The 5556-nt window shown below is 70.9% G+C and carries 5 protein-coding genes; 4 read left to right on the top strand and 1 reads right to left on the bottom strand.

Features of this window, described 5'->3' with window-relative positions; genetic code table 11:
• Positions 1–113: 113 nt before the first annotated feature.
• A complete protein-coding gene (locus J7E94_RS32875) occupies positions 114–959 on the bottom strand; it encodes a TetR/AcrR family transcriptional regulator C-terminal domain-containing protein (RefSeq protein ID WP_308345621.1) in 846 nt (281 codons plus the stop codon).
• 69 nt (positions 960–1028) lie between these two features.
• On the opposite strand from J7E94_RS32875, the gene J7E94_RS32870 reads away from it, so the two are divergent.
• The 4 genes from J7E94_RS32870 to J7E94_RS32855 form a co-directional block, all read left to right on the top strand.
• Positions 1029–2384 carry an FAD-dependent monooxygenase gene (locus J7E94_RS32870; protein WP_251057589.1) on the top strand — a complete coding sequence of 452 codons (1356 nt, stop codon included), beginning with the start codon at positions 1029–1031 and terminating at the stop codon, positions 2382–2384.
• A 261-nt stretch (positions 2385–2645) separates the two neighbouring features.
• Positions 2646–3305 (top strand): ScbR family autoregulator-binding transcription factor, encoded by a 660-nt coding sequence (locus J7E94_RS32865; protein WP_308345620.1) that lies wholly within the window; start codon positions 2646–2648, stop codon positions 3303–3305.
• Positions 3306–3544: 239 nt separating this feature from the next.
• The gene (locus J7E94_RS32860) at positions 3545–4798 is read left to right on the top strand and encodes a ParA family protein (RefSeq protein ID WP_215020489.1); all 1254 of its coding nucleotides are present in this window, start codon (positions 3545–3547) and stop codon (positions 4796–4798) included.
• On the top strand, positions 4795–5556 hold a 762-nt coding region (locus J7E94_RS32855), incomplete at its 3' end, for a ParB/RepB/Spo0J family partition protein (protein WP_215020488.1). The genes J7E94_RS32860 and J7E94_RS32855, both read left to right, overlap by 4 nt.

The following is a 5556-nucleotide window of genomic DNA, read 5'->3' as shown; positions in this document are numbered from 1 at the left end:
CACAACCGAGAACAGGCCCTAACCCGACCCACCACACCGCCGCAGGCCCCACCACTTAACGCCGTTAACGCCCGCCCGCGCCCACCGCTCAGTCCGCCCGACCGTTAACGCCGTTAACGCCGGCCCGCCTCAGCACCCGCCCGCCGGGACACCAGCAAACCAAGCCCGTCCATGATCCGCTCCAGCCCGAACTCCAACGCCTGGTCCTGTCCCCCGTGCTCCGCCACCGAAGCCAACGCCGCCCCGAGCGCCGGAAACCGCTCCCCGTGCACCCGCATCACCTCACCCAGCATCGCCGCAAGCTGCGCATCCGGCCCCGCCCCCGCCGACCCGGCGGCCGCTCGCTCCTGCTCGGCGATCCCCCGTACATGCCCGGACACGAGCACCACCGCGTCCATCGCCTCGGCCCCGCTCAGCCCGCACCCCTCCAGCGCCGCGAGCGCCCGCTCCATCCACCCCAGCTCCCGCGGCCCCATCACCCGTACCCCGACCGTCGCCTCCAGCAGCCACGGATGCCGCCGGAAGCCCGCGTACAACTCCCGCGCCCACACCTCGAGCCGCTCCCGCCACCCGACCCCCGCCGGCGCCGCCGACTCCGCCCCCAGCGCCACAGGCCCCGGCCCCTGCCCCGGCCCCGGCCCCGGCTCCGGCTCCGGCTCCGGCATAGCGGCCTCCACCATCAGCGCCACCAGCTCCGCCTTCCCCGGCACATACCGGTACAGCGCCATCTTCGTGACCGCCAACTCCCCGGCCACCCGCTGCATCGACACCGCACCCAAGCCTTCGGCATCGGCGATCCCGACCCCCGCAAGGGCGATCCCCTCCAGCGTCAGCCCCCGCCTCGGCCCCCGGGCCGGCGGGGCCGGCGGCGGCCCCCACAACAACCGCACGGCCGCGCCCACATCGGCACCCGCATCCCGCTGCTCATCCGCCATCGGCTCGATCCCCTTGCGTCGCACCAAAACTGCGTCTACCGTACACCGTATCGTTCAGTATCCATCGGACACAGTTATTCAAAGGGGTCACCCTTGCGCCAGAACCACACCGTCCTGATCTCCGGCGCCAGCATCGCCGGCCCGGCCCTCGCCCACTGGCTGGCCCGCCGCGGCTTCCGCCCCACCGTCGTCGAACTCGCCCCCGCCCTCCGCCCCGGCGGCCAGGCCGTCGACTTCCGCGGCGAGACCCACCTCTCCGTACTCGACCGCATGGGCATCCTCGACGACCTCCGCCGCATCCAGACCGGCGGCAGCCCCATCACCTTCGTCGACGCCGCAGACAACCCGCTGCTCCACCTCCCCGCCGAGTTCGCCGGCGGTGACATCGAAGTCCTGCGCGGCGACCTCTCCCACGTCCTCTACGAGGCCTCCCTCCCCGCCACCGAGTACCTCTTCGGGGACTCGATCACCTCCCTCACCGAGACCCCCACCGGCGTGGACGTCACCTTCCGCAACGCCCCGCCCCGCACCTTCGACCTCGTCATCGGCGCCGACGGCCTCCACTCCAACGTCCGCCGCCTCGCCTTCGGTCCGGAGTCCGACCACGTCACCCACCTAGGCCACTACGCCGCCACCTGGACCCTCCCCAACCACCCCACCCTCCACCCCGCCACCAGCTCCACCGGCTCGACCGGCTACAACACCCCCGGCCGCCTGGCCGGCGTCAGCGCCTCCCGCACCGACCCCACCCGCGCCGCCGCCTTCCTTGTCTTCGCCTCCCCCGAGCTCACGTACGACCGCCACGACCCCGGGGCCCACAAGGCGATCCTCAAACAGGCCTTCGCAGGCCTCCCCTGGAAGGTCGGCCACCTCCTCGACTCCCTGGCCGACGCCGACGACCTCTACTTCGACTCCATCAGCCGCGCCGACGTCCCCACGTGGTCCACCGGCCGGATCGCCCTCGTCGGCGACGCCGCCTGCGGCGCGACCATCGGCGGCATGGGCACCGGCACCGGGATCGTGGCGGCGTACGTCCTGGCCGGCGAACTCTCCCGCTCGCCCCAGGACCACCGCGCCGCCTTCGCCCGCTACGAGTCCCTCCTCCGCCCCTACGCCCAGGGCTGCCAGAAGAGCGGCGACCGTACGGGCCCCTTCCTCGCCCCCGGCACGAAGCTCGGACTGCGCCTGCGCAACGGCCTCCTCAGCCGACGGCGCATCCTCGACTGGACGCTGAAGGCCGGCGAGGACGTCACCACGCTCCCCCTCCCCACCTACGCGACCGCTCCCGCAGCAACGCCGTTCCCGACGAGGTCTACGAGGAGGCGGCTAAGCACTACGACGACCAGCAGCTGGCCGCGCTCATCCTCTCCATCTCCATGGTCAACGTCTGGAACCGCATCAACCTCACGACCCGCCAGCAAGCGGGCACCCCCTGGGCCTGACCGTTAACGGCGTTAAGGGAGCCCGGAAATCAGGACCGAGACGTTAACGGCGTTAACGCCGTTAACGCCAGCGCCCGCTCCCACCCCACCCCAACCCCCCAAAAGCAACACAACAAAACCCCCACACCCTGTCAAACAGCCCCGCCCGCACCCCTAAAAAGTACTGGGCGACTGGTTTCCTTCACGATCACCTGCCTAGATTGACCTCCGTACAAGAAGCGCACACACCAGCACCAGCACCAGCACCAGCACACCAGGAGACGCGCACGTGGCGAGGGTCAGGCAGGAACGCGCGGAGATCACCCGGCAGGCCATCCTGGACGGGGCGGCCACCGCCTTCGACCACGCCGGCTTCGACGGCACCAGCCTCAGCGACGTCGTCAAGCACGCCGGAGTCACCAAGGGCGCCCTGTACTTCCACTTCCCGTCCAAGGAAGCCCTCGCCCGCACCCTGATGGACGAGCAGTTCCAGATATCCGCGGACGTCCCCGCCATCGAGAACCCGGGGCTCCAGACGGTCATCGACCTCAGCCACCAGATGGCGTACGGGCTGCGCACCAACGTCCGCGTCCGCGCCGGCATCCGCCTGGTCATCGAGTTCGCATCCTTCACAAACCCGGACCCGACCCCGTACAACACCTGGATCGACACCGCCCACGGCTGCCTGACTCCGGCCCAGGAACGCGGCGACGTACTGCCGTCGCTCGACGTCCACGACCTCTCGACCTTCCTCGTCGGCTCCTTCACCGGCATCCAGGTCACCTCCCACGTCCGCACCGGCCGCGAGGACCTGCACACCCGGGTCGCCGACCTGTGGAACTTCCTCCTCCCCGGGATCGTGCCCGCGCCCCGCATCCCCCACTTCGACCCGACGGGCTCCCCCGAGTGCCGGGCGGAGCTCGGCCTGCAGGTCCCGGCCGCCGGCTGACCACGTATCCAGGGCGGCCAAAGCCGCCCAAGGGCGACCCTAGGGCGGAAGTCGCCCCCGCCACAGGGCGGAAGTCGCCGCAGGGAGGCCTCACACACGCCGTGGCGAACCACGGGGGTGCTCGCTACGACGCGTGCGAGGCCTCCCTGCGGCGCCGGCGCACCGCACCCGGCCACATCGTTAGCAAAACTCAAGCGTGGCGCCCACGAACACCCAAGAACGTTAGTAAAGTCCCTCTCATGACTTCGCCCTCGTCTCAGAGCGACCGAGAGAAGGTCGTCTCCAAACTTCCCCCGTGGCTGCGCCAGGAGTTGAAAATCCGCACCGCCCAACTGCGGGTGGACATCCAGGACGCCGTCCACCAGGGCATCGCCCAGTGGAGCGCACTCGCCTCGGCCCCCTCCCCCGTCGACACCTCCGGCGCCGAATCGTTCTCCACCTGGCTCCCCGCGGGCCAGTGGGAGTCCTTCCGCACCGACTCCAAGCACCGCGGCGTCTCCCTCATCCAGGGGCTCGCCCAGTCCGTACGGCTCTGGCTGGAGCTCAACCCGGCTCCCTCCGTCGTACGCCCCTCCGTGGTCCGCCGCATCATCGTGTGCAACCAGAAGGGCGGCGTCGGCAAGACCGCCATCACCGCCGGCACGGCCGAGGCCCTCGCCGAGGACCCCTCGACCCTCCACCCGGTCCGCATCTCCCGCCAATTGGCCCGCCTCACCGAGGACGACCAGCCGGACCCGGCGGCTACCACCCCCCTGGACCTGGAGGACCTCCCGGGCTTGGGCATGCGCGTGCTGCTGATCGACTTCGACCCCCAGGGCCACCTCACCAAGCAGCTCGGCCAGCAGCCCCTGCCCATCGGTGGCGACAGCCTCACCTGCCACATGGCCGGCGAGGCCAAGGGCCCCCTCAAGGATCTGATCGCGCCCATCGAGCACGACCGGTTCGGAGACCGCCTCCACCTCCTCCCGGCCTGCACGGACGCGTTCCTCCTCGACGTCCGCCTCTCCACCGTCCGCGCCCGCGAGGCCGCCCTCGAACGCGCCCTCTCCCCCGTCGAGTCCGACTACGACGTCATCCTCGTCGACTGTCCCCCGAGCCTCGGCCTGAGCATGGACGCGGCCATCTACTACGGCCGCCGCCGCGACACCGAACAGCCCGGCGCCTCCGGCGCGCTGATCGTCGTACAGGCAGAGGACTCCTCAGCGGACGCATACGACCTCCTCACCTCCCAGATCAACGACCTGCGCGACGACCTCAGCCTCGACATCGACTACCTCGGCCTGGTCGTGAACCTCTACGACGGCCGCCGCGGCTACATCGCGACCTCCTCCCTCCAGGCCTGGCTGGACATAAAAGACCCCCGCGTCGTCGCCGTCGTCCCCGACCTGAAGGAACAGCGCGAAGCGGTCCGCGTGAAGCAGCCTCTCTTCGTCTACGCCCCCAAGGGCGGCCAAGCGGTCGCCCTGCGCGCCCTCGCCCGGGAGATCTCATGAGCAGCAAGGCCGACAAGCTCGGCGTCTCGGCCTCCTTCGCCCGAGCCCAACCGGTCGGAGTCAGCCCCCGCCGCGCGGCCATCGCCGAAGCCACGGGCGCCCCCACCTCCGGAGTGATCCCGCCGTCCGAGGTCCCCATCGAGGCCCTCGCGCACAACCCCTTCAACCTTCGCGAAGACCTCACGGAACTCGACGAACTGGCGGCCTCCCTCACCGCCCGGGGCCAGCTCCAGCCCCTGGCCGTCGCCACCCGCATGGCCTTCATGGAGGCCCACCCGGGCGCGACCGACGGCCTGGGCCGCGCCCCGTACGTGGTCATCGACGGCAACCGCCGCCTGGCGGCAGCCCACCTGGCAGGCCTGAAGACCATCCAGATCCACGTGAACGACGCCCTCTCGGCATCCGCCGCGGACATCCTCGAATCGGCCCTGATCGCCAACGTCCACCGCGTCGACGTGGCCCCCATGGACCAGGCCCGCGCCCTCCAGGAGCTCGTCGACGTCCACGGCTCCCAGGCCCAGGTCGCCAAGCGCCTCGGCAAAACACCGGCCTGGGTCTCCCAGCGACTGACCCTCCTCAACCTGACCCCCACCCTCCAGGACAAGGTGGAATCGGGCGAGCTCAAGGTGGAACCGGCCCGCCGCATCGGCCGCCTCCCCCAGGAGGCCCAGCAGGCGGCCGCGGAGGAAACCATTAACGCCGTTAATCCCCCCCGCCAGCGCACCCACCCCGTCAACACCCCACCGAAACCCCCCACC

It is taken from the genome of Streptomyces sp. ISL-94, from assembly GCF_018614075.1.
Lineage (GTDB): Bacteria > Actinomycetota > Actinomycetes > Streptomycetales > Streptomycetaceae > Streptomyces.
Note: the sequence above shows the minus strand (reverse complement) of the source record. Positions and strands in the feature narration are given on the sequence as shown.